Source organism: Zeimonas sediminis, assembly GCF_023721795.1.
Taxonomy (GTDB): Bacteria; Pseudomonadota; Gammaproteobacteria; order Burkholderiales; family Burkholderiaceae_E; genus Zeimonas; species Zeimonas sediminis.
The window spans coordinates 1,141,955-1,164,766 of sequence record NZ_JAMQYE010000001.1 but is presented as its reverse complement, the minus strand read 5'-3'; the positions used below and the strand labels follow the sequence as shown (position 1 = coordinate 1,164,766).

The 22,812-nt window shown below is 71.1% G+C and carries 26 protein-coding genes; 11 read left to right on the top strand and 15 right to left on the bottom strand.

Features of this window, described 5'->3' with window-relative positions:
* Positions 1-12: 12 nt before the first annotated feature.
* Positions 13-1,236, top strand: a complete 1,224-nt coding sequence (locus tag M6I34_RS05480; protein WP_272484693.1) for an ABC transporter permease — start codon at positions 13-15, stop codon at positions 1,234-1,236.
* On the top strand, positions 1,233-1,970 hold the full coding sequence (locus M6I34_RS05475; protein ID WP_272484692.1) for an ABC transporter ATP-binding protein: 738 nt from the start codon (positions 1,233-1,235) through the stop codon (positions 1,968-1,970). Before M6I34_RS05480 ends, M6I34_RS05475 begins: the two co-directional genes overlap by 4 nt.
* A 27-nt stretch (positions 1,971-1,997) precedes the next feature.
* Here the strand turns inward: M6I34_RS05475 and M6I34_RS05470 are convergent, their stop codons facing one another.
* On the bottom strand, positions 1,998-2,396 hold the full coding sequence (locus M6I34_RS05470) for a type II toxin-antitoxin system VapC family toxin (protein WP_272484691.1): 399 nt from the start codon (positions 2,394-2,396) through the stop codon (positions 1,998-2,000).
* A gap of 4 nt (positions 2,397-2,400) precedes the next feature.
* Positions 2,401-2,640 carry a FitA-like ribbon-helix-helix domain-containing protein gene (locus M6I34_RS05465; protein ID WP_272484690.1) on the bottom strand — a complete coding sequence of 80 codons (240 nt, stop codon included), beginning with the start codon at positions 2,638-2,640 and terminating at the stop codon, positions 2,401-2,403.
* Positions 2,641-3,195: 555 nt separating this feature from the next.
* On the opposite strand from M6I34_RS05465, the gene M6I34_RS05460 reads away from it, so the two are divergent.
* Positions 3,196-3,441 carry a type II toxin-antitoxin system Phd/YefM family antitoxin gene (locus tag M6I34_RS05460; protein ID WP_272484689.1) on the top strand — a complete coding sequence of 82 codons (246 nt, stop codon included), beginning with the start codon at positions 3,196-3,198 and terminating at the stop codon, positions 3,439-3,441.
* Positions 3,438-3,905, top strand: a complete 468-nt coding sequence (locus tag M6I34_RS05455; protein ID WP_272484688.1) for a type II toxin-antitoxin system VapC family toxin — start codon at positions 3,438-3,440, stop codon at positions 3,903-3,905. The genes M6I34_RS05460 and M6I34_RS05455 overlap by 4 nt, the downstream gene beginning before the upstream one ends.
* A 13-nt stretch (positions 3,906-3,918) precedes the next feature.
* Here the strand turns inward: M6I34_RS05455 and M6I34_RS05450 are convergent, their stop codons facing one another.
* Genes M6I34_RS05450 through M6I34_RS05435 form a run of 4 tightly spaced genes read right to left on the bottom strand, consistent with a single transcriptional unit; the run spans position 3,919 to position 7,927 of the window.
* Positions 3,919-4,917: an acyl-CoA dehydrogenase family protein gene (locus M6I34_RS05450; protein WP_272484687.1), complete on the bottom strand. Its 999-nt coding sequence runs from the start codon at positions 4,915-4,917 to the stop codon at positions 3,919-3,921.
* A 14-nt stretch (positions 4,918-4,931) separates the two neighbouring features.
* Positions 4,932-6,113 (bottom strand): acyl-CoA dehydrogenase family protein, encoded by a 1,182-nt coding sequence (locus M6I34_RS05445; RefSeq protein ID WP_272484686.1) that lies wholly within the window; start codon positions 6,111-6,113, stop codon positions 4,932-4,934.
* Positions 6,114-6,152: 39 nt separating this feature from the next.
* Positions 6,153-6,632 carry a MaoC family dehydratase gene (locus M6I34_RS05440; protein WP_272484685.1) on the bottom strand — a complete coding sequence of 160 codons (480 nt, stop codon included), beginning with the start codon at positions 6,630-6,632 and terminating at the stop codon, positions 6,153-6,155.
* Positions 6,633-6,676: 44 nt separating this feature from the next.
* Positions 6,677-7,927, bottom strand: coding sequence for a CaiB/BaiF CoA transferase family protein (locus tag M6I34_RS05435; RefSeq protein ID WP_272484684.1), 1,251 nt, complete (start codon positions 7,925-7,927; stop codon positions 6,677-6,679).
* Between the two features lie 151 nt (positions 7,928-8,078).
* Between M6I34_RS05435 and M6I34_RS05430 the strand changes: the two genes are divergently transcribed.
* Positions 8,079-9,023, top strand: coding sequence for a LysR family transcriptional regulator (locus tag M6I34_RS05430; protein ID WP_272484683.1), 945 nt, complete (start codon positions 8,079-8,081; stop codon positions 9,021-9,023).
* 9 nt (positions 9,024-9,032) lie between these two features.
* On the opposite strand, the gene M6I34_RS05425 is transcribed toward M6I34_RS05430, so the two are convergent.
* The 3 genes from M6I34_RS05425 to M6I34_RS05415 form a co-directional block, all read right to left on the bottom strand.
* On the bottom strand, positions 9,033-9,254 hold the full coding sequence (locus M6I34_RS05425; protein ID WP_272484682.1) for a biotin/lipoyl-binding carrier protein: 222 nt from the start codon (positions 9,252-9,254) through the stop codon (positions 9,033-9,035).
* Between the two features lie 90 nt (positions 9,255-9,344).
* Positions 9,345-10,883: an acyl-CoA carboxylase subunit beta gene (locus M6I34_RS05420; protein WP_272484681.1), complete on the bottom strand. Its 1,539-nt coding sequence runs from the start codon at positions 10,881-10,883 to the stop codon at positions 9,345-9,347.
* Positions 10,883-11,845: a Bug family tripartite tricarboxylate transporter substrate binding protein gene (locus M6I34_RS05415; protein ID WP_272484680.1), complete on the bottom strand. Its 963-nt coding sequence runs from the start codon at positions 11,843-11,845 to the stop codon at positions 10,883-10,885. The genes M6I34_RS05420 and M6I34_RS05415 overlap by 1 nt, the downstream gene beginning before the upstream one ends.
* 116 nt (positions 11,846-11,961) lie before the next feature.
* On the opposite strand from M6I34_RS05415, the gene M6I34_RS05410 reads away from it, so the two are divergent.
* The 4 genes from M6I34_RS05410 to M6I34_RS05395 all read left to right on the top strand — a co-directional run bounded on the left by M6I34_RS05410 (position 11,962) and on the right by M6I34_RS05395 (position 16,774).
* A complete protein-coding gene (locus M6I34_RS05410; RefSeq protein WP_272484679.1) occupies positions 11,962-12,903 on the top strand; it encodes a GntR family transcriptional regulator in 942 nt (313 codons plus the stop codon).
* Positions 12,830-14,398, top strand: coding sequence for an acyl-CoA carboxylase subunit beta (locus M6I34_RS05405; protein WP_272484678.1), 1,569 nt, complete (start codon positions 12,830-12,832; stop codon positions 14,396-14,398). Before M6I34_RS05410 ends, M6I34_RS05405 begins: the two co-directional genes overlap by 74 nt.
* Positions 14,399-14,498: 100 nt before the next feature.
* Entirely contained in the window at positions 14,499-15,506 is a 1,008-nt protein-coding gene (locus M6I34_RS05400; protein ID WP_272484677.1) for a tripartite tricarboxylate transporter substrate binding protein, read from the top strand.
* 14 nt (positions 15,507-15,520) lie between these two features.
* A complete protein-coding gene (locus tag M6I34_RS05395; RefSeq protein ID WP_272484676.1) occupies positions 15,521-16,774 on the top strand; it encodes a CaiB/BaiF CoA transferase family protein in 1,254 nt (417 codons plus the stop codon).
* 40 nt (positions 16,775-16,814) lie between these two features.
* On the opposite strand, the gene M6I34_RS05390 is transcribed toward M6I34_RS05395, so the two are convergent.
* The 6 genes from M6I34_RS05390 to M6I34_RS05365 are packed head-to-tail and all read right to left on the bottom strand — an operon-like array spanning position 16,815 to position 21,731.
* Positions 16,815-17,870 (bottom strand): ABC transporter substrate-binding protein, encoded by a 1,056-nt coding sequence (locus tag M6I34_RS05390; protein WP_272484675.1) that lies wholly within the window; start codon positions 17,868-17,870, stop codon positions 16,815-16,817.
* Positions 17,871-17,884: 14 nt separating this feature from the next.
* Positions 17,885-18,208, bottom strand: a complete 324-nt coding sequence (locus M6I34_RS05385) for a hypothetical protein (RefSeq protein ID WP_272484674.1) — start codon at positions 18,206-18,208, stop codon at positions 17,885-17,887.
* A gap of 34 nt (positions 18,209-18,242) precedes the next feature.
* Entirely contained in the window at positions 18,243-19,001 is a 759-nt protein-coding gene (locus M6I34_RS05380; protein WP_272484673.1) for an ABC transporter ATP-binding protein, read from the bottom strand.
* Positions 18,998-19,861, bottom strand: a complete 864-nt coding sequence (locus M6I34_RS05375) for an ABC transporter permease (protein ID WP_272484672.1) — start codon at positions 19,859-19,861, stop codon at positions 18,998-19,000. Before M6I34_RS05375 ends, M6I34_RS05380 begins: the two co-directional genes overlap by 4 nt.
* Positions 19,858-20,628 (bottom strand): ABC transporter permease, encoded by a 771-nt coding sequence (locus tag M6I34_RS05370; RefSeq protein ID WP_272484671.1) that lies wholly within the window; start codon positions 20,626-20,628, stop codon positions 19,858-19,860. The genes M6I34_RS05375 and M6I34_RS05370 overlap by 4 nt, the downstream gene beginning before the upstream one ends.
* A complete protein-coding gene (locus tag M6I34_RS05365; RefSeq protein WP_272484670.1) occupies positions 20,571-21,731 on the bottom strand; it encodes a LysR family transcriptional regulator in 1,161 nt (386 codons plus the stop codon). Before M6I34_RS05365 ends, M6I34_RS05370 begins: the two co-directional genes overlap by 58 nt.
* Before the next feature lie 231 nt (positions 21,732-21,962).
* On the opposite strand from M6I34_RS05365, the gene M6I34_RS05360 reads away from it, so the two are divergent.
* Together M6I34_RS05360 and M6I34_RS05355 are read left to right on the top strand one after the other, a co-directional pair.
* The gene (locus M6I34_RS05360; protein WP_272484669.1) at positions 21,963-22,187 is read left to right on the top strand and encodes an addiction module protein; all 225 of its coding nucleotides are present in this window, start codon (positions 21,963-21,965) and stop codon (positions 22,185-22,187) included.
* A 358-nt stretch (positions 22,188-22,545) separates the two neighbouring features.
* Positions 22,546-22,773, top strand: coding sequence for an addiction module protein (locus tag M6I34_RS05355; protein ID WP_272484668.1), 228 nt, complete (start codon positions 22,546-22,548; stop codon positions 22,771-22,773).
* Positions 22,774-22,812: the final 39 nt, after the last annotated feature.

Sequence of the window (22,812 nt, the reverse complement as noted above, 5' to 3'; positions counted from 1 at the left end):
GCGGCCCCGACCATGCGACTGCCGCGCCTGCCCTTCGAATGGCTGGTGGCGCTGCGCTACCTGCGCGAGGGCAGGGCGCAGACGATCCTGATCCTGGCAGGCGTCACCGCCGGCGTGGCGGTGATCGTGTTCCTGACCCACCTGATCTCGCAGCTCCAGCAGGCGATCATCGAGCGCACGCTGGGCAGCCAGGCGCACGTCGTGATCCGCCCACCCGAGGAGGTGGCGCTGCGCTCGCTGCCGGCCGACGGCACCGCGGCGATCGTGCAGCCGCGCGCGCAGCGGCTGCGCTCGGTCGACCAGTGGGAGGCGGTGGCGCGGCTCGCGGCCGCCACGCCCGGGGTGGTGGCGGTGTCGCCGGTCGTGTCGGGCGCCGGCTTCGCGCTGCGCGGCGAGGCGAGCCGCGCGATCGCGCTGACCGGGGTCGACCCGGAGCGCTACGCGCGCATCGTCAAGATCGAGGAATACCTGGTGCGCGGCGCCTTCGAGGTGTCGGGCACCAACGGCGTGATCGGCATCGAGCTGGCCAAGGACCTCGGCGTCTCCGTCGGCGACCGGATCCGGGTGCTCACCCCCGAGGGGCGCGACGAGCTGGTCACGATCACCGGCCTGTTCGACATCGGCAACCGCGACCTGAACCGGCGCTGGGTGTTCGTCACGATCAGGCTCGCCCAGACCCTGCTCGACCTGCCCGGCGGCATCTCGAACATCGACCTGGCGGTCAGCGACATCTTCGGCGCCGAGCGGATCGCCGCCCGGCTGAAGGCGCAGACCGGCCTCACCGTGGAAAGCTGGATGACCACCAACGCGCAGCTGCTGTCGGCGCTGCGCAACCAGAGCATCTCGAACGGCCTGATCCGCGGCTTCGTGGTCGTGATCGTGGCGGTGGGCATCGCCAGCGTGCTGGTCGTGTCGGTCGTGCAGAAGCAGCGCGAGATCGGCATCCTGCGCGCGATGGGCGCGAGCCCGGGCCGGATCATGGCGGTGTTCCTGGTGCAGGGCGGGCTCTACGGCCTGATCGGCTCGCTGCTGGGCGTGCTGCTGTCGGCCGGGCTGTTGCTGTTCTTCGCGAAGGTGTACCGGAACGCCGACGGCAGCGCGCTGTTCACCGTGCAGCTCGACTCCACGATCATGCTGGGCGCCTGCGGCGTGGCGATGCTGGTCGGGCTCGCCTCGGCGGCGCTGCCGGCCCGGCGGGCCGCGAAGATGGACCCGGTGCAGGCGATACGGATGTGAGCGCGAACCCGGCGAATCCTCTCGGGGCACGCGGGCCGGCGGCGCCGATCGTCGAGCTGCAGGGCGTGCGCAAGTCCTACGGCGTGGGCACCGCGGTGGCCACCGAGGTGCTGCACGGCATCGACCTGCGCCTGCAAGAGGGCGAGTTCGTCGCGCTGATCGGCCCCTCTGGCTCGGGCAAGAGCACGCTGCTCAACCTGATCGGCCTGCTCGAGCGGCCCACCGCCGGCCGGATCGCGATCGCCGGCCGCGCGATCGACGGGCTGGACGAGGCAGGCATCACCGAGCTGCGCGGCAGCACGATCGGCTTCGTCTTCCAGTTCCACCATTTGCTGCCGGGCTTCAGCGCGCTGGAGAACGTGATGATGCCGGCGATCATCGAGCGCGGCGTGCCCGACGACCAGGCCGAGGCCACCGCCCGCGAGCTGCTCGCGCGAGTGGGGCTCGCCGGCGCCGAGGGCAAGAAGCCGGGCCAGCTCTCGGGCGGCATGCAGCAGCGGGTGGCGATCGCGCGGGCGCTGTCGCTGTCGCCCCGGCTGATCCTGGCCGACGAGCCGACCGGCAACCTGGACACGAAGAGCGCCGACGACGTGTTCGCGCTGCTCGAGGAATTCAACCGCGACACCCGCGCGGCCTGCCTGATCGTGACCCACGATCCGCGGCTCGCTGCCCGCTGCCAGAGGCGGATCGAGATCGTGGACGGGCGGATCGTGGACGGGGAGCGGTCGGACTAGCCGGTCGGGATCCGGCGCGCGGCCGGGTCAGGCCAGCAGATCCGGATCGACCTTTCGCGCCAGTGCGGCGAGCCGGCTGTCCACGGTCAGCAGACGGCAGCCGTGTCGCAGCGCGGTGACCAGGTAGAGCAGGTCGTAGACCGGGTGCGCGTGATGCGCGGCGGCGGCGAGCGCCTCGGTGGCCAGCGAGGCGTCGGGCTCGACGGCGTCGAGCAGGCCGATCGCCTCCTCGTAGCGCTCGAACAGCTCGTTGCGATCCAGTTTGCGGGCGGGCAGGTACTTCCACAGCGCGTTGGCCACCTCCGCATGGAACAGCGAGGGCGCAAGCACCAGGCTTGCCGTCTCGAGCCGCTCGACCAGGCGCGGCGCCTCTGGCGTGCCCATCACCACATGGATCGCCGCCGAGGCGTCGAGCACCAGGCGCATCGGCTCAGCGCTCGCGGTCGGCGCGAACCAGGGCCTCGGGTTCTGGTCGCAGATCGCGAGGGCCGCGGCCTGCGAGGCGCCCGCGCACCCGGTCGAGCACGCGCTGCCTGCCGCCGGCGATGCCCATCGCCTCCCGAAGCTCGACGATGGCCTGTTGCGCCAGGCTGCGGCGCGCGCGTTCGGCCCGGAAGGCGAGCGCCTGGTAGACGTCGTCGGGCATGTCCCGGATCTGCAGGGAGGGCATGGGCTGGCCTCGTGCTCGGGGTAGTCGGCGCGCATTCCGGCGGCTGCCGCGATCGGCGAAGGCCGGCTCGGCGCTCGCCGGAATACGACTCCGGGAGAGTTTACACAGAATGCATGCATTGTGGTGAGTCGGTCGGGGAGGCCTGCGAGGACCGGTTCGTCGGATGAGTCCGTGTCCTGGGAGCCTGCATCGAATGATGATCCGTCGAGGCGCGCATCGCCATTGGCCATCCGGCCGATGCATCGGTCGGATGTCGCTCGAGGCATGGGCGACTGGCGTCGACAGACTGAGCCGGATCGTCGTCGCCACCCGGCGAGCCTGAATTTCGGGGACTGCTTCGCCTATGCGCTTGCGCGGGTATTGAATGCGCCCCTGCTGTTCGTCGGGGACGATTTCGCGCGGACGGATCTGCGGCCGGACTGACCCGGCGCCTGCAACATTCTGGACATAAATATAGCCAGAAAGGCACAATCGGGAGTGCCCGACGTCATGCCGGACGGGTCCCGAAAGGGGGGCTCTCGACCGGATGCGCAATCGAATGCCAGGGGTAACCGGATGACCACGACGATAGGCGTGCTCGAGGCCAAGAACCGTCTCTCCGAGTTGATCGATCGTGTCGCGCGGGGCGAGTCGATCACCATCACCCGCCACGGAAAGCCGGTCGCGCGACTCCTGCCGCCCGAGCCCGGAAGCGATGCGGCCCGTGCCCGCGCGGCGATCGAGGCTTTGCGCGAGGCCAGGCGCGGTGTCGTGCTCGGGGAGTCCACGATCGCGGAGTTGCGCGCCGAGGGGCGGCGATGATCGGCCGCCAGGAAGGCCCGGCGCGCATTCGTGCCGCGGAGCTTTCCTCGGCCCATGTCTTCGCGGTCGACGCGTCGGTGACGCTCGCCTGGCTCTTCGAGGACGAGGCCACGCCTTTCACCGAGTCGGTCCTCGATCGCCTCGTGTACGCGCAGGTCTGGGTGCCGGCCCTCTGGACGCTCGAGTGCGTGAACGTGCTGGCCGGCGCGCAGCGGCGAGGCCGCATCGACGCATCGACGCGCACGGCGCTGCTCGAACGAGCGCTCGCGCTGCCGCTGCTGATCGACCGCGAGCCGGTCGGCATGCGGGCCATCGACGCACTGTCGAGCGAGTTCGAGCTGACCGCCTACGACGCGGCCTATCTCGAGCTCGCAATGCGACGCGGCCTGGCGCTTGCCACGCTGGATCGAGACCTGATCCGCGCGGCCGGGCGCGCCGGCGTGCCGGTCGAAACGGCCCGCTAGCGGGGCCGTTTCCTCAACGGGTGAGCTCGACCACCCGGTCCCAGACGCTGCCCTTCGGCTCGGCCAGCACCTTCTCGCCGATCGCGTCGAAGCAGGCCGCAGCGCCGCCGTGCTCGCTGCGCCACTGCCACATCCGGCGCGTGAGCCGCTGCAGCTCGTACTCCTCGGTGAAGCCGATCGCGCCGTGCACCGCGTGCGCGGCCGCCGCCACCTCGCCGGCGTACTCGCTGGCCAGGCCCTTGGCGACCGCGACCCGCTCGAGCGACGAAGGCGGGCCGTCGCCGGCCCAGGCGAGCATCGCCGCCGCGCCCACCATCGCCGACTGCTCGGCCATCACCGCGATCCGGTGCTGCACCGCCTGCTGGCGGCCGATCGGCTTGCCGAACTGCGCCCGGTCGTTGGCGTAGCGCACGGTCAGCTCGCGCGCGGCGCGCATCGCGCCGGCGATCTGCGCGGCGCGCGCGGCCGAGCCGAGCAGCGCAGCGTCCAGCCCGGCAGGGCAGTCGAGCACTGCCAGCGGCGCCGCGCCCGAGAAGGCCCAGTCGGCGCGCGGCTCGGCGCCGAAGGCGCGGGCCGAGACCGACGCCGGGGCAGGGCGCGCCAGCAGGACCAGCTTCTCCGGGGAGATCGCCGCGATCGCGGCATCCGCCTGCTCGCCCCAGGGCACGCCGGCGAGCGTGCCGGTGACGCGGGCCTGCGGGCCGGAAGCCTCGAGCGACAGGCCCGTCGCGGCCCCGCAGGCCAGCACCGCGAACGCCGGCAGGTCCTCGACCCGCCCCGCCGCCAGCGCCCGCGCCAGGATCGCGTCGGCCACCGGCGCGCCCGGCGCCTTCGCGCCCAGCAGCATGAAGAGCCGCGCCGCGTCGGGCCAGGCCAGCGGCTGCTCGCCGTCGGCGGCCACCAGCAGGTCGAGCATGCCGGCTTCGTCCAGCGCGTGGACCAGCTCGCGCGCAGCCCCCTGCGCCGCATCGTCCAGCATCCGACCCAGGCTGTCCTCGATCATGTCGTACATCGTGATTCCTCCGGTCAGCGCAGGCCCAGGCCGCGCGCGATCATGCCGCGCAGGATCTCGCGGGTGCCGCCGCGCAGCGAGAAGGACTGCGACAGCAGCGTGGTGTCGTACAGCACGTGCGCCAGGTCGCCGGCGGCGCCCGTGGCCTCCGCGTCCGAAAGGTGGCGCAGCGCGAGGTCGGGGATCGCCTGCTCGAGCGTGGTGCCGAGCTCCTTGACCAGCGCCGCCTCGAGCACCGGCTCCTCGCCCTGCTCGAGCCGCGCGGCGATCGACACCGACATGCTGCGCAGCGCGGTCATCGTGGCCACCACGCGGCCGATGTCGTGGCGCGCGGCGGCCAGCGCGGGCGCGGCAGGCCCGCCGGCGCCTGCGGCACGCCCGGCGATCCGCTTCACCAGCATGTCGAGCAGCACGATCGACGACAGGATCCGTTCCGGGCCGCTGCGCTCGAACGCGAGCTCGGCGGTCACCTGCTTCCAGCCGTCGCCCTCGTTGCCGATCAGCGAGTCGTCGGGCACGAACACGTCGTCGAAGAACACCTCGTTGAAGTGCTCGTCACCGGCCAGGTCGCGGATCGGACGGATCGTGATGCCCGGCGCCTTCACGTCGATCACCAGCTGGCTCAGGCCCTTGTGCCGGTCCTCGGGCGCGCCGCTGGTGCGCACCAGCGCGATCATGTAGTGCGAGCGGTGCGCGTTGGTCGTCCAGATCTTGCGGCCGTTGACGATCCAGCCGCCGTCGCCGCGGCGCGCGCGGGTGCCCACCGAGGCCAGGTCCGAGCCCGAGTTCGGCTCGCTCATGCCGATGCAGAAGAACTGCTCGCCGCGGCAGATGCCGGGCAGGTGGCGCTCGCGCAGCGTGTCGTTGCCGTACTTCAGGATCATCGGGCCGCTCTGCCGGTCGGCGATCCAGTGCGCCGACACCGGCGCGCCGGCGGCCAGCAGCTCCTCCACGACCACGTAGCGCGCGAAGGCGCCGCGGCCCTGGCCGCCCCAGCGAGTGGGCAGCGACAGGCCGATCCAGCCGTTCTCGCCCATCTCGCGGCTGAACTGCGCGTCGAAGCCCATCCAGGTGCGGGCGCGGCTGGCGGCCGGATAGCGGCCGATGCGCTGCGCGATGAACTCGCGGATCTTCGGGCGCAGCGCCTCGTCGGCGTCGGGGATCCGGGCGGGGATGAAGTCGAGCTGGATCGTCATGGTCTTCGTCGCTGTGCGTGGGGGCGCGGGCGGCGCGGCTCAGGCCCCGGGCCGGCCCGCGAGCATCCGCGTGGCCGTGTAGGTCATCACCATCTCGTCGCGCTGGTTGTACACGTCGATGCGCGAGGTGACGATCGCGCGGTTGTTCTTCGAGGTGGGCCGCAGCGCGGTCACCTCGATCTCGGCGCGGACCGTGTCTCCCACCACCACCGGGCCGAGGATCTTCTTGTGCAGCTCGAGCATCGCCAGGCCGGTGCCCTGGATCATCGACTGCAGGATGAAGCCCTCGATCAGCGAGTAGGTGAGCGCCGCCGGGACCGGGCGGCCCTTGATCGCGCCGAGCTCGTAGCCTTCCTCGATGAAGATCGCCTCGAGCATGCCGGTGGTGCTGATGAAATTGACCAGGTCGGTCTCGGTCACCGTGCGCCGGAAGGTGCGGAACTTCTGGCCCACCGAGATGTCCTGCCAGAAGAAGCCGTGGCCGAGGATGGTGGGCTCGCCGGAAGAGGGGGCGGTCATGCGTGAGTCTCCTTGGTGTTCCGGGTGTCGTGCCGGCTTGCGGGTCACGCCGCCTTCGGGTCCGGGACCAGCCGGTCGATCGCGTCCGCCGACAGGCCGGCCTCGGCCAGCACCTCGCGGGTGTGCTCGCCCAGCCGCGGCGGCAGCGCCGGGGGCACCTCGCTGTCGGACAGCCGAACCGGGTTGCGGGTGAAACGGTAATGGTTGCCGGCCTCGTCGGCCAGCTCCTCGAAGAAGCCGACCGCCTGCAGGTGCGGGTCGCGCTCCAGGTCGTCGAGCCGGTTCATCTTCGCCGCCGGGATCTCCAGCTCGGCGCACAAGGCCAGCCAGTGCGCGGTGTCGCGCGCGGCCACGATCTCGCCGGTGATCCGGTACAGCTCGGCGATGTTGCGGGTGCGCGCGGCGATGTCGACGAAGCGCGGGTCGGCGGCGAGGCCGGCGTTGCCGGTGCGCTCGAAGAAGGCCCGCCAGTGCGCGTTGGTGTACGGCATCATGCAGACGAAGCCGTCGGCGGTGCGGTACGGGCGGCGCCAGGGCGCCAGCACGCGCGGGTAGCCGGTCTCCGGCACGGCCGCGTCGGGTCCGGCGCCGCCGCCCGGCGCGCCTTGCGCCGCGCCGCGCGCGATGTGCCGCGCGAAGAAGTGCTCGACCAGCACGAACGAGGCCATCGTCTCGAACATCGGCACCTCGACCACCTGGCCGCGGCCGGTGCGCTCGCGCTGGAACAGCGCCGCCAGCACCGCGTGCGCCGCCACCTGGCCGCAGGTCTTGTCGGCCGCGATCGTCGGGAAATAGGCCGGCGTGCCCGACTGCCGCTGCATCAGGTCGGCGATGCCGCTCATGCCCTGGATGATGTCGTCGTAGGCCGGCTGGCCCGAATAGGGGCCGCCGTCGCCGAAGCCGTGCAGGCCGACGTAGACCAGCCGCGGGTTGCGCGCGCGCAGCGTGTCGGCGTCCAGCCCCAGCTTCGCGAGCTTCTGCGGCCGCACGCTGTGGATGAACACGTCGGCCGTGTCGACCAGCGCCAGCAGCGCCTCGCGCGCCTCGGGCCGCTTGAGGTCGAGCACCACACTGCGCTTGTTGCGGTTCACGCCCAGGAAGATCGCCGAGCGGCCGCGCTCGTGCGCCGGGCCGGTGTAGCGGGTGCTGTCGCCCTCGGGCGACTCGATCTTGATCACGTCGGCGCCGTAGTCGGCCAGGATCTGCGTGCAGTAGGGGCCGAAGACGACCGAGCCGAGGTCGAGGATGCGGATGCCGGCGAGCGCCGGGGAAGTGGGTTCGGGGTTCGAGCTCATCGGGCCCGATGATCGCGGGGAACGGGCATTCCTGTCCAATATCGTTGGATGAACGAGCGATAATGGATTCGTATCGCCCGGCAAGCCGCTGGCGCCAGGCCATTCCCGGGCGCGCATTGCGCCGCGCGTCCCGCAAACCGGTGGAGCCGCAATGTCCGTCGAACTTCGCCAGCTCGAACAATTCCTCGCGATCGCCGACGCCGGCAGCTTCCGCGGCGCGGCCGAGCAACTCCACATCGCGCAGCCGGCCCTGTCGGTGTCGATCCGCAAGCTGGAGGACACGATCGGCGCCCGGCTCTTCGAGCGTGGTGCGCGCGGCGCGAGGCTCACCACAGCCGGCGAGGCGCTGCTGCCCGAGGCCCGGCAGGCGCTGCGCCACGCCGACCAGGGCCGCCGGAACGCCCGGCTCGCGGCGCTCGGCGAGTGGGGCGCGCTGCGGCTGGGCTTCGTCGGCTCGGCCACCTACTCGCTGCTGCCGCGCTGCCTGCCCGCCTTTCGCGAGCGCTACCCCGAGGTGCGCCTGGAACTGGTCGAGGGCACCACGCTGGGCGTGGTCGACATGGTGCGCGACGGCCGCGCCGACATCGGCGCGATCCGCGGGCCGGTCGCCGATGCAACCGGCCTGCGTGTGGACCTTGCCGAGACCGACTCCTTCGTGGCCGTGCTGCCGGCCGGGCATCCGCTGGCGGGCAGGCGGCAGCTGAGGCTCGCCGCGCTGCGCGACGAGCCCTTCGTGCTGTTCTCCGAGTCGCAGGTGCCGGGCCTGCGCGGCACGGTCGAGCAGGTCTGCCGCGAGGCCGGCTTCGCGCCCCGCGTGGGGCAGGAGGCCACACAGGTGCAGACCGTGGTCAGCCTGGTGGCCAGCGGCCTGGGCGTGGCGCTGGTGCCGTCGGTGGCCGCCGCCTACGCGAGCGAGCGGGTGCGCTTCGTGCGGCTGTCCGACACGACCGCGGTCGGCAGGCTGGGGCTGTGGGTCGTCACCCGCGACGAGGCGGTGCCGCCTTCGGCGCGGAGGCTGCGCGAGATGCTGCTCGGCGGGGTGCGCCCCGCCGCGAGAGCGGTCCGCCAGGAGGCGGCTCCGGCAACGCCTCGGTGAACAGCCCGGTCAGGCCGAGATCGTCGCCACCACCTGTCCCTCCTGGATCGGGTCGCCCTCGGCCACCAGCAGTTCGGACAGCGTGCCGTCCTCGTCGGCCACCACCGGGATCTCCATCTTCATCGACTCGATCAGCATGATCTCGTCGCCGGAGGCGATCGCGTCGCCGGGCTGCTTCAGAAGCTTCCACACGGAGCCGGTGACTTCGGCGCGGACCTTGATGCTTGCCATGATTTGTTCCCCTTTCTCGAATGTCGATTCGTGTTCGTCGGATGTCGTGGCCCGGCGCGGGGCGCACGGCCGTTGCGCGCCGGGGCGGTGTCAGTAGCTCGTGGGCCAGGTCCGCATCAGGTGCTCGCCCACGCCGCCGGTCATGCGCAGCCCCGCCGAGTCGAGCAGCTCGCGCAGCGTGTCGCGGGTGTCCTCGGGCATCGTCACGATGTGGCCGTTGTAGGGCGAGGCCATCTCGTAGGCCGAGGTCTCCTTGGCCATCTCGTCGAGCAGCGCGTCGTAGCGATCGGGGTCGTCCTCGCGCTTCACGCCGTGCACGATGGTCACCGCGTGCCGCGGGTCCATGAAGTTGATCTCGGCGCTCGGCCACATCAGCACCACGTCGGAGTTGCCGCCGCCGCCCATGTTCAGCACCGCCTGGCCGTAGGTCTTGCGCACGATCACCGAGAACTTGGGCACCGTGACCAGCGAGATCGCGTTCATCCAGTTCATGACCCGGCCGATCGCGCCGCGCCGCTCGCCCTCGATGCCGATCAGGAAGCCCGGCTGGTCCACGAAGAACAGCAGCGGCACGTTGAACGAGTCGCACAGCACCATGAAGGCGGTGGCCTTCTCGCAGGCGTCCACGTCGATCGCGCCGCCCTTGTGCAGCGGGTTGTTGGCCACGACGCCCACCACCCGGCCGTCGATCCGCGCCAGCGCGGTCACGATGTTCTTCGCGTAGCGCGCCTTCATCTCGAACAGCGAGCCACGGTCCACGATGCAATCGAGGATCTTGCGCATGTCGTAGACCTTCGTGCGCTCGAGCGGCAGCAGCTGGCGGATCCGCTTGCCGTCGGGCCGCAGCTCGGGGCCGGACGGGCCGGCCGGCGGCGCCTCGCGGTGGTGCGAGGGCAGGTAGGACAGGAAGCGCCGCACCGCGTCGAGCGCCTGCTCGTCGGTGTCCACCGCCAGGTCGACCATGCCGGTCACGTCGGTGTGCATGCGCCAGCCGCCGAGGTCCTCGGGGTCCATCGCCTCGCTGATCGCCATCGAGGTGAGCTTCACGCTCGACACGGCCATCACAGCGCCCTTGCGCATCACCACGAAGTCCGACAGCGCCGCGTACCAGGAGGAAGACCCGTAGCAGTGCCCCAGCACCGCCGACACCCAGGGGGTCTCGCGCATCCGCCGGTACTGCGTGGGGCGGTCGCCGGCGCCGATGCCGCGCGCGCCCATCACGTCGGGCATGCGCGCGCCGGTCGACTCGCCGATGAACACGATCGGCAGGCCGCGCTTCGTGGCGATGTCCTTCACGTGGCCGACCTTGCGGCTGTTCGTGGAGGCGCTCGAAGCCCCCATCACCGTGAAGTCGTTGGACACCACCGCGGCGGGCCGGCCGTCGATGCGCACCAGGCCCGAGATCTTGCCGTCGGCCGGCGTGCGCTCGCGGTCGGGCTCGCGCGCCGACTGGGCGAACAGGCCGAACTCGGTGAACGAGCCGGGATCGGCGAGCCGGTCGATCCGCTCGCGCGCGTTCAGGATGCCGGCCTCGCGGCGAGCGGCGAGCTTGCGCTCCCCGCCCATGGCCCGGGCGCGCGCGGCCCGCTCGTGGAACTCCAGCTCCAGCTGGTCGAACGAGGCAGTCATCAGCCGAGTTCCTTCACCAGCACCGCGTTGGTCTCGTAGTCGCGCTTGAGCAGCTCGGCCAGCTGCCCGGGGCTGCTCGACTTCACCTCGATGCCCTGGCCCAGCGTGCGCTTGACCAGCTCGGCGTCCTTCGCCGCGGCCACGGCCGCGCCGTTCAGGCGCCCGATCGCCTCGGCCGGGCAGCCCGAGGGCACGAACAGCGCGAACCAGCTGGGGGAGGGACCCTCGATGCCGATCTCCTGGAAGGTCGGGATGTCGGGGGCGGCCGGCGAGCGCTGCGCGGACGAGATCGCGATCGGCTTGAGCTTGCCCGCCTTGATCTGCGGCAGCAGCACCGGCAGCAGCGCCACCACCAGGTTCACATGGCCGGCGATCGCGTCGTTGGTGGCCTGCGCGCCGCCCTTGTAGGGCACGTGCAGCAGCTGGATGCCGGCGCGCTTGTTGATCGTCTTGACCTGCGTCTCGAGCGAGGCGGAGCTGATCAGCAGCTTGCCCGGCTGCTGCTTCGCCAGCGCGATCAGCTCCTTCGGCGTGGAAGCCGGCAGGCTCGGGTGCGCGGCCACCAGGAAGGGCATGGTGGCCACCAGGCTGATCGGCGTGATGTCCTTGAACACGTCCACGGTGGGCACCGGGCCGAAGTGCGGGTTCGACGCCAGCCCGCTGGTGCCGAAGTACACGGTGTAGCCGTCGGCCGGCGAGCGCGCGGCGATCTCCAGGCCGATGTTGGTCGCGGCGCCCGGCCGGTTCTCGATGATCGCCGGCTGGCCCAGCTCTCGGCCGAAGGGCTCGGCGAAGGCGCGGGCCAGGATGTCGGTGCTGCCCCCGGGCGGGTAGGGCACGACCAGGCGGACAGGCTTGGTCGGGAAGCCCTGCGCGAAGGCGGGCAGGCTGGCAATGGCGGGAAGGGCGCCGAGTGCGGCGGCCTGCTGCAGGACGCGGCGGCGTGACGGGCGGGCGGTCATCTCGTGTCTCCTTTTTGGCGGGGCCTCGGCGCGCCGGCCATGCCGGCGCGGGGGCCGACGATCGTCGAACGGTGCCTCGGTTGCCAATCATAATTAATGTCGACAATAATAGGCAAATGGCGAAACCGCGAACTGCGAACCTTCCGGACCTCTCCGGCCTGCTCGAGCCGGCCACCGACTTCATGCGCGACATCCAGCGCGTGCTGCTGCGGCGCGGCGAGCAGGACATCCCGTCGCTGTCGATCGCCGAGCAGATCGCCTCGCGGCTGGCCGGCATGATCGCGCTCGACCGGCTCAAGCCGGGCCAGCGCGTGCTCGAGGAGGAGATCTGCGCGGTGCTCGGCGTGAGCCGCGCGCCGGTCCGCGAGGCGCTGCGCATGCTCGAGCGCGACCGCCTGCTGGTGGTCGTGCCGCGCAAGGGCGCGCAGGTGTCCGACTACAGCCCGCGCGAGCTGCACGACATCTTCGAGGTGCGCGCGTCGCTGATCGCCACCACCTACGAGCAGGCGGTGCGCGACCACCCCGAGGCCTTCGCGAGCGAGCTCGCCGCCGGCCTCGCCGAGCTCGAGGCCGCCGCGAAGGCCGGCTCGCGCGACGCCTACGCGCTGGCCTCGTTCCGGCTCACCACGCGGCTGCGCGCGCTGTGCGAAAACGGGCTGCTCTACGACATGGTGCAGTCGCTCGCGCTGCAGACGCTGCGCTACTCGCGGCTGGGCTTCGGCACCGAGCAGGGTATCGCCCGCTCGCTGCGCGAATGGAAGGCGATCCTGCGCGCGGTGCGCCGTCGCGACGCCGCGAAGGCCGCCCAGCTGGTCAGGCGCCGCATCGGCGGCTCGCGCGACGCCGCGATGCAGGCGCTGAAGGCCGAGCTGGAGGCGCGGGCCGGGCAGGGCGAGGCGCGGCGCGGACGCGCCACGGGCGCGCGGGCGGCCGACGCGAGCGCCGCGCCGGCGGCCGACGAATTCGACAACGAGGAGACCCCGAATGGACCAGGCACAGGCCGATCGCTACGCCGAGCTCGAGGCGCGCCGCGCGCGCTCGCTTCAGCTGGGCGGTGAAGACGCGATCCGCGCCCACCACGACCGCGGCCGGCTGACCGTCCGCGAGCGGATCGACCGGCTGGCCGATCCGGGCAGCTTCCACGAGATGGGGGCGCTGGCCGGCAAGGGCCGCTACGACGCCGACGGGCGCTTCGAGTCCTTCACGCCGTCCAACGCGGTGATCGGCACCGCGCGCATCCAGGGCCGGCGCGCGGTGGTCTCGGCCGACGACTTCACGATCCGCGGCGGTTCGTCCGAGTCCACCGTGTCCGACAAGTGGGTCTACGCCGAGCGCTACGCGCACGAGATGCAGGTCCCGCTGGTGCGGCTGGTCGACACCGCCGGCGGCAGCGTCAAGCTGCTCGAGCAGCAGCAGTCCACCAAGATCCCCGGCTATTCCAGCTGGCCGTCGATCTCGCTGCTGTCGCGCGTGCCGGTGGTCGGCGTGGCGCTCGGCGCCTGCGCGGGGCTCGGCGCGATCAAGGTCGCCGCTTCCCATTTCTCCGTGATGCTGCGCGGCGCCTCGCAGGTGTTCGCCGGCGGCCCGCCGGTGGTCAAGCAGGGCATCGGCGTGGACATCGACAAGGAGTCGCTGGGCGGCTGGGAGGTGCACGCGCGCCAGTCCGGCGTGGTCAACAACGTGGCCGACACCGAGGACGAGGCCTTCGCGCTGGTGCGCGCCTTCCTGTCCTACCTGCCGGGCAGCGTGTTCGACACGCCGCCCAAGGCCGCGGCGCGGCCGCCGTCGGCCGACCAGGTCGCCTGGCTCGACGAGGCGGTGCCCGAGGACCGCCGGCGCATCTACGACCCGCGCAAGATCCTGCGCGCGGTGTTCGACGCCGGCAGCCTGTTCGAGATCTCGCCGCTGTTCGGCGCGTCCACGATCACCATGCTCGCGCGCTTCGAGGGCAACGTGGTGGGCGTGCTGGCCAACGATCCCCGCGTGATGGGCGGGGCGCTCACCTCGGCGGCCGCGCGCAAGACCGAGCGCTTCGTCGACCTGTGCGACACCTTCCACGTCCCGATCGTCAACTTCGTGGACCAGCCCGGCGTGATGTTCGGGCTCGAGGCCGAGCGCGCCGGCACGATGCGCGACGCGATCCGGGCGATCGCGGCGATCGAGCAGGCGCAGGTGCCCTGGTTCTCGGTGATGCTGCGCCGCGCCTTCGGCGTGGGCGGCGGCATGCACGGCCCCAAGCACGGCCCCGAGGGCCGCTCGCTGAACCACCGGGTGGCCTGGCCGACCGCGCGCTGGGGCTCGATCCCGATCGAGGGCGGCGTGGCCGCGGCCTACCGGCGCGACATCGAGGCCTCGCCCGATCCGAAGGCCCGCCGCGACGAGCTCGAGGCCTACTACCACCGGCTGAGCTCGCCGTTCCGCACCGCCGAGCGCTTCGGCATCGTCGACATCATCCGGCCCGGCGAGACCCGCGAGGCGATCCGCGACTGGCTGACCGACGCGCTCGAGCTGTGCGCGCGGCAGACCGGCATCAAGAGGCGCGGGCTGCGCTGATCGAGGCAGCGCGGGCTGCGCCGGGCGAGGCCGGCGGCCAGTACCCCCAACCGGGCCCCGCAACGGGTCCGTCCGAGGACACCGAGAAGGAGACACCGAAATGCAGCGAACCATCCGTAGCCTCAGGTCCCTGGCCGCCGCGGCGGCCAGCGCGGCGCTCATCGCCGGCGCCACCGCGGGCGCCGCCCACGCCCAAGCCTGGAAGCCGACCCAGCCGGTGCTGTACACGATCCCGGCGGGGCCCGGCGGCGCGCTCGACCAGTCGGTGCGCATGATCAAGAACATCGCCGAGAAGCGCGGCCTGATCGACCAGCCGATCATCATCGAGAACAAGCCGGGCGGCGCCGGGCGCATCGCGATGTCGCCGCTCGAGCAGCACCCGGGCGATCCGCACTACCTGACGGTGATCACCTACTCGCTGCTCACCAACAACATCATCGGCCACGTGCCCTTCGGCCCCGACGACGTGACCCCGCTGGCCATGCTGTTCGGCGAGTTCGTGACGATCGCGGTCGCCAAGGACTCGCCGGTCAAGGACGCGATGGACCTGGTCGCGCGGCTGAAGAAGGACCCGGCCAGCCTGTCGCTCGGCGTGGCCACCTCGCTGGGCAACCACATCCACGTGGGCGCGGCCAAGCCGCTGAAGGCCGCCGGCGTGGACATCTCGAAGATGACCGTGGTGCCGTTCAAGTCCTCGCAGGAGTCGCTCACCAACCTGCTCGGCGGCCACCTCGACGTGATGGCCTCCACCACGCCCAACGTGCTCGCGCAGATGAAGGCCGGCAAGATCCGCGTGCTGGCCATCGCGTCGGCCGAGCGGCTCAAGGGCCCGTTCGCCGACGTGCCCACCTGGCGCGAGCTGGGCGTGAACGCCACCTACAACAGCGCGCAGGGCGTGATGACCTCCAAGGGCGTGCCGGCGGCGGCCGTCGCCTACTGGCAGGACTTTTTCCGGAAGGTCACCGACGACCCCGAGTGGAAGGCCTTCGTGGAGTCGCGCCAGTGGGCCGAGCGTTATCGCAACGCCGACGAGGCCCGCGCCGAGCTCAAGCAGGCCTACGACGAGACCCGCGAGGTGCTGACCGACCTGGGCCTGGCCAAACGCTGATTCACGGAACCGAAATGATCGAAGCGAAACGGGGCGCGGCCGCCGCGCCCGGCACGGCCGCGGACACCGCGGGCCGGCCCGCCGGCCCGCTGTCCGGCTACCGCGTCATCGAGCTGTGCTCGACGATCGCGGGGCCGGTGTGCGCCCGGCTGATGGCCGACTTCGGCGCCGAGGTGATCAAGGTCGAGCCTCCCGAAGGCGACGCCGCCCGCAACATGGGCCTGCAGGACCAGGGCGAGTCGCTGTACTGCGCCAGCATGCTGCGCAACAAGCAGGCGGTGTGCATCGACCTGAAGACCGACGAGGGCCGAGAGCTGGTGCGCCGGCTGGCGGCCGGCGCGGACTTCGTCATCGAGAACTTCCGCCCCGGCACGCTCGAGCGCCTGGGCCTGGGCTACGACGCGCTGAGCGCCGACAACCCGGGCCTGATCCTGGTGCGGATCAGCGGCTACGGGCAGGACGGCCCCTACAGCCAGCTGCCCGGCTACGGCGCGATCTGCGAGGCGATCGCCGGGGTGCGCCACCTCACCGGCGACCCCGACCGGCCGCCCGCGCGGGTGGCGCTTGCCACCACCGACTACCTGACCGCCGTGTACGCCGCGTTCGGCGCGATGCTCGCGCTCGAGCACCGGCACCGCACCGGCCGCGGCCAGGTGGTGGACACCGCGCTGTACGAGACGGCCTTCTCGATGATGGAGAGCTACGTGCCCGCCTATCCCAGGCTGGGCACGGTGCCGCAGCGCCAGGGCCCGCGGCTGATGAACACCGCGCCCAACAGCCTGTACCCCACGCGCGACGACAGCTACGTGCTGATCGCCGCGAACAACGACGCGATCTTCCGCCGGCTGGCGAAGGCGATGGGCCACCCGGAGTGGGCGGACGACGAGCGCTACGCCACGCAGCTCGCGCGTGGCAAGCGGGTCGACGAGGTCGACGCGATGGTCGAGCAGTGGACCCGCGCGCACGACGCCGCCGAGATCGTGGCGCTGATGAACGATTCCGGCGTGCCGGTGGCCAAGGTCTACACGATCGCCGACATCTTCGCCGACCCGCACTTCGCGGCGCGCGGCATGCTGGCCAAGGTGCCGCACCCGCGGCTGGGCGAGGTGGTGCTGCCCGGCGTGGTGCCGCGGCTGAGCGAGACGCCGGGCGAGATCCGCGAGCCCGGCCACCTGCTGGGCGCCGACACCGACGCGGTGCTGTCGAAGACGCTGGGCCTCACCGACGAGCGGATCGCGGCGCTGCGCGCGGCGGGCGTGGTGCGCTAGCCGCGCGCCGCGGCGGCCGCAGGCCGCCGCCCCGCCCCGATCAGGGCTTGAACTGGTACCCCGGCCCGATCGCCGCGTCCGCCGGGATCGCCGGCAGGTCGGAGAACAGTTGCGGGTACTTCTGCATGACCGCCAGCATGTGCTTGGGCTCGATGTGCTTGTTCACGTCGAAGGTCGACTTCAGGAAGCCCAGCTTGTGCAGCGTCTGCTGCGCGCTGTACAGCGCGCGGTAGTTGTTGGCCGACAGCCTGCGGTCGGCCTGCTGGATGTTGAACGCCATCGCGGCCTCGGCGACTTCCTGCTTCAGGCCCGGGATCCAGCGGGTGGCCACCTGCGCGGCCTGCTTCGGGTTGGCGCGCATCCACTTGTCGGCCTCGGACACCGCGGCCAGGAACTTCTCGATCGTGTCGCCGTTCTTCTCGACCCAGGCGCGGGTGGCCACGTTGAAGCCCAGGTAGGAGATCACGTCGCCGCCGCGGATCACCTCGACCGCGCCGGGCACGTCCTTCAGCGCCACGATCGGCCACGGATCCCAGGCCGAGAACGCGTCGATGCCCTTGGACAGCAACGCCACCGTCATGTCGGGCGGCGGCGTGTTGACCAGCGTCACGTCGTTCGGCGTGAGCCCGGCCTTCTCGAGCAACGCCAGCGCGTACAGGTGGTTGATCGTGCCGAACGAGGCCGCGATCTTCTTGCCCTTCAGCGACTTCAGGTCGCCCTTCACGATGCCCGAGTCGGCGCGCGCGATCAGCGCCATCGTGGCGTCGGACCCCAGCTTGGTCGCGTTGCCGCTGTAGTTGCCCAGCGCCACCAGGTCCATGCCGCGCAGCACCGCGCCGATCATCGGCACGCCCACCTGCACGATGTCGCTCTCGCCGGCCTGCAGCGCGTTCAGCGCGTCCACGCCGGTGGCGTAGGGCCGGGCGATCTGCACGTCGAGCCCGTACTTCTCGAAGAAACCGCGCTCGAGCGCGATCGGCAGGCCCACCTGGTCGATGCCGGTGACCATGCCCGCCTTCATCTTGACCAGGCCCTGCGCCTGGGCGCCGACCGCGAGCAACGCGGCGCAGCAGAACAACAGCGCTTTCTTGAACATCGTCGTCTCCTCTCTTACTGGTCGGGTGGCAGTGGATCGACGCGCGATACCCAGTAATACCGCGCGATCGCGTTCAGCCTGGCCGGGTCCACGCCGCGCACCTCGACCGAGTCGTCGGTGGTGCCGGACACCCGGCCGAACTTCTGGAACATCAGCACGTGGAAGCGCTCGGGCCGGAAGGGCAGGACCACCAGCAGGTTCACCCGGGGCCTGGCGCGGTCGATCTCGGGCGACACCTTGCCGGGCGCGGCGATGCTCAGCCAGGCCTGCCACAGCAGGTACAGGACGATCGCGCCGATCACGATCCGCCCCTGGGTCGAGCGCAGGATCGCCCTCATTACGCTGCTCCCGGCAGCGCCGTCGCAACCGGGCTCATGCCGAGCGCACCTTCTGCAGCACCAGCGCGCTGAGCGCCTTGAACTGCTCGTCCTCCATCAGCGCGTCCCAGCGGCGGGGGTGGGGCAGCGGCACGTCGATCTCGGTCAGCACGTGGCCCTTGCTGAGCACCACCACCCGGTTGGCCAGGAACACCGCCTCGGCCACGTCGTGGGTGATGAACAGCACCGTTGTGCGGCGCTCTTGCCAGATGCGGGTGAGCTCCTCCTGCAGCGTCATTCGCGTCTGCGCGTCCACGCTGGCGAAGGGCTCGTCCATCAGCAGCACGTCGGGGTGGTTGGCCAGCGCGCGCACCACGCCGACCCGCTGCTGCATGCCGCCCGACAGCTCGTTCGGGTAGCGGTCGGCCGCGTGCGACAGGCCGGCCAGCTCGAGGAACTCGCGGGCGATCGCCTCGCGCTCGGCGCGGCCCACGCCGCGCATCTTCGGGCCGAAGGCCACGTTCTCGAGCACGGTCTTCCACGGGAACAGCGCGAAGGACTGGAACACCACGCCGCGGTCGGGCCCGGGCCCGTGCACCGGATGGCCGTCGACCAGGATCTCGCCGCCGCTGGCCGGCAGGAAGCCCGCCACCATGTTCAGGATCGTGGTCTTGCCGCAGCCCGACGGGCCGACGATGGACACGAACTCGCCGGGCTGCACGGTGAGCGACACGTCGCGGATCGCGGTCACCTGCGATCCGGCGTACGGGTCGAAGTAGGTCTTCTGCAGGTTATTCAGGACGAGGCTCTTCATTGCCTTTGCACCATTCCCCAGCGCTGGCCGGTGGCCCGCTCGATCGGCGCCAGCACCCAGGCGTCCACGATGTACCAGAGCACGCCCAGCACGATCATGCCGAGCAGGATCTCGACCACCGAGCCGGCGCGCCGCGCGTCGAACATCAGGAAGCCGATGCCGCTGGTGCCCACGATGATCTCGGCCGCGATCAGCGCCCGCCAGCCGTAGCCCAGGCCGTTGCGCAACCCGGTCACGATGTTCGGCAGCGAGCCGGGCAGCACCACCTCCCAGACCACCCGCGCCGGCGACGCGCCCAGGCTGCGCGCGGCGCGGTGCAGGTCCAGCGGGATCGAGCGCACGCCCAGCACCGTGTTCAGCACGATCGGGAACAGCACGGTGTAGACGATCACGAAGGTCATCGTGGTGAGCCCGAAGCCGAACCAGATCAGCAGGATCGGCAGCCAGGCGATGTCGCCGATCGCCTGGAAGAACAGCAGCACCGGCCACAGCGCCTTGTGCGCGGTGCGGTTCAGGCCCACCAGCAGCCCGAGCGGGATGCCGATCGCCACGCCCACCGCCGCGCCCACCGCGAGCCGGGTCACGCTGTCGGCCAGGTACTCGGGCAGGATGCCCTTGTACGTGAGCGTGAAGAACGAGGCCACCACCTCGGCCGGGCCGGGAAAGAACACGCGCGGGAAGACCTCGGCCTCGGCCACCGCCCACCACAGCGCGACCAGCGGCAGGAAGGGCACGATCGAGCGCAGCCCCGGCCAGCGCGCGGTGGCGCGCATGTACGGGCCCCACACCCGCACGTTCCAGAGCCGCAGCAGGCCGCCCATCGCGCCCGCCGTGCCGCCGCCGGGGCCCGCGCCGCTCATGCCGCCCTCACCATGCCCCAGCGCTCCATCGTGGCGCGCTCGAGCGGCACCAGCAGCAGCCGGTCGATCAGCAGCCACAGCACGCCGATCACGATCATGCCGAACACGATCACCTCGGTGCGGTAGAAGTCGCGGGCCACGAACAGCATGTAGCCCAGCCCCACGTTGGTGGCGATCATCTCGGCGGCGATCAGGCCGCGCCAGGCGAAGCCCAGCCCGGTGCGGATGCCGGTCACGATGTTGGGCAGCGCGCCCGGCAGCAGCACCTGGGTGACCAGCTGCCAGGGCCCCGCGCCCAGCGAGGCCGCCGCGTGGCGCAACTGCATCGGGATGCTGGCCACCCCCAGCAGCGTGTTGTACGTGACCACGAAGAACACCGCGTTGAAGATCACGAACACGATCGCGCCGAAGCCGTAGCCGAACCACAGCGTGGCGATCGGGATCCAGGCGATGCCGGCCAGCACCGAGAAGAAGCGGAAGATCGGCGTGAAGAAGCTGGAGATGCCCGGGCTAACGCCCATCAGGATGCCCATCGGGATCGCCACCACCAGCGCGAGCACCGTGCCCGCCACCACCCGCCACATGCTGGCGGCCACGTGGCCGAGCAGGGTGCCGTCGGCGATCGCCTCGGCCGCCGCGCGGCCCACGGCCGGCACGCCCGGGAAGAGCCGGGGGTCGACGTCGAACGCGCCGACCACCACCGCCCAGATCAGCACCAGGGCGAGCAGCGGCAGCGCGAACGTGGCGGCCGACGCGAGCGATCGCATCGAGTCTTGTCTCCTCGTGGTTCTTCTGGTTCGGGAACGCAGGCGCAGGGTCGGTGACCGAGCGAGCCCGCCTGCTGCCGACTCGCGTCAGCGTGGATGAAACGGGCTCCGAGCCGGGCTGTCAAGGAGAGGGGATTTCGAAATAACAGGCTCGCCGGGCAACGCCAGCCCGCGGGGAGCTCGAGCGGCTCGATCGCGGTTGTCGTGCGCCACGCAAAGGCCGATGAAAGCCTCCGCGAGCGGCGAGGCCGACCGCCCGCGCTGCGTGACCACCGAGACGTCGCGCCAGATCTCGGGCCCGGTGATCCGGCGATGGGTGACGCGCGCGTCGTTGGGGTGACGCGCGCGTCGTTGAACAGCGCGGCGAGCGAGCGGGGGAGCACGCCCACCCCGACCCCGTTGACCGCCAGACCCATCACGGTGCTCGCGTGGCCCACGTCGAGGCCGGACCGGAGCGCGACGCCCTGCGCGATGCAGGCGGCGTCGATCAACTGCCGCACGTTGCTCGAGCGGTTCGGGAAGATCAGGTCGTAGGGCGCCAGGTCCTTCCAGGTGATCCGGCGCCGCGCGACCAGAGGATGGTCGGCGCGCGCAAGCGCGACCATCGTGTCGCGGAAGACCGGCCGGAATTCCAGGTCGGCGTCCAGCGACACCTGCGGAGCCAGCGCCAGGTCGACCTGGCCGGCCTTGACCGCCCCGATCGCGGACTCCGCCAGCACGTCGCTGAACTGCAGCTCGACCTCGGGATGCATCCGCCGGAAGGCTGCGATCACCGGGGGCAGGAAGCCGGCAGCCACCGACGGCGACGCCGCCACCGAGAGCCGCCCGCGCCTGCCCGACAGGAAGTCGCGCAGGCTGGCCATGGCCTTGTCGAAGTCGTCGAACAGCGAATCGGTGACCGTGAGCACTTCCTGCCCGACCGAGGTCAGTCTCACGTTGCGCGTGTCGCGGTCGAACAGCTTCGCGCCGATCGCCTCCTCGAACTTGCGGATCGTGGCGCTCAGCGCGGGCTGCGACAGGTGCAGCGCGCGCGCCGCCTGGCTGAAGCTGGCGAGCCGCGCCACCGCGCGAAAGGCTTCCATCTGCCTGAGCGTGATTCTCATCATTTTCGGCTATGAGTCGATCCGACAAATCGATTTGTGCGATGAGAGGTCGCCGGCTGTCCGGGAGGCATAGGCCGATAGACTGGTGTTCCCGGGGTTCGCCGGTGCTAATCTAATCGCCTAGGGGATCCAGTTCCCGCCCCGGTCTGCCGGGACTGCTGTGGTTACACCAAGTCGGGCCCGCCAGGCCTGCGCTGTAACCTGTCGAAGGTGCAGTATCCGGAGGTCGTCATGGCATCGCAGTTCGCAACGATTGAAGCCGAGGCGCTGAAGCTCTCACCGGAGGAGCGTGTCTCTCTTGCGGACCACCTGCTCGCCAGCGTGGGGTCTAATGACGAGGTGGACGACGCCTGGGGCGCGGAGATCGAACGTCGACTGGCCGACGTCGAGGCTGCCCGTACCGTACTGGTTCCCGTCGAAGAGGCGATTCACAGCGCCAGGCGCGCGCTCACGTGAAGATTTCGCTTGCGAGCGAAGCGGAACAGGAACTGGTCGAGGGCGCGCGGTTCTACGCTCGCGAGGCGAGATTACCTTCGGGAATCTGAAGTTCGCGTGCTCGCTGTTGCTCACCAGAGTCGTAAGCCGGGATTCTGGCGCGGCCGTTTGTAGAACGCTTCCGCCCGGCCGAGGTCGGGAGGCTGCTTCGGGCGCTGGTGTGAGTCCGAGAGGCATAGGCCGACAGGCTGATGTTCCCGGGGTTCGCCGGTGCTAATCTCCTCGACCAGGGAATCGAGTTCCCGCCTCTCTTCGTCGGCGGCGCCTCAGATCACTCCTACGGCGGTCATGCGCCACAATTTTTCGGCAGGAGGTTCCTATGCCTGACCTCGTAGAAGAACTGTCTCGGAGAGCGCGGTCGCTCTCGCCAGAGGAGCGCGTGCGGCTCACCGAGGAGTTGCTGGCCACTGTCCAGGAGGTCGACGCCGAGAGGGAAGCGGCCTGGAGCGAAGAGATCAAGCGCCGCATCGCCGAGATCGACAGCGGAACCGCCAGGCTCGTTCCCGCTGACGAAGTCTTTCCTGAAGTGCGCCGCCTGCTCCTGTGAAGCCAGTTCGGTTTCACGACGAGGCCAGGGCCGAAATCG